We start from the raw sequence: 255 nt of genomic DNA on the forward strand, positions 1-255 counted from the left end.
GATTCATCTTCCAGGCGTTCAACCTGCTGCCCACGCTCAACGCCATCGAGAACATCACCCTCCCGATGGACATAGCCGGCCGCAAGCCCGAGCAGGAGTGGCTGCGGCGGGTCATCGACACCGTCGGTCTGGGCGAGCGCCTCAAGCACCGCCCCAACCAGCTCTCCGGCGGCCAACAGCAGCGCGTCGCCGTCGCCCGCGCGCTGGCCGCCCGCCCCGACATCAGCTTCGGCGACGAACCCACCGGAAACCTCG

The 255-nt window shown here is 69.0% G+C and carries 1 protein-coding gene; it reads left to right on the top strand.

Annotated elements, in window-relative coordinates:
• A partial coding sequence (locus RM844_RS33415) for an ATP-binding cassette domain-containing protein (protein ID WP_311671166.1) occupies positions 1–255 on the top strand: 255 nt, incomplete at both ends.

The sequence above is a fragment of the Streptomyces chisholmiae genome (genome assembly GCF_031845445.1).
GTDB lineage: Bacteria > Actinomycetota > Actinomycetes > Streptomycetales > Streptomycetaceae > Streptomyces > Streptomyces chisholmiae.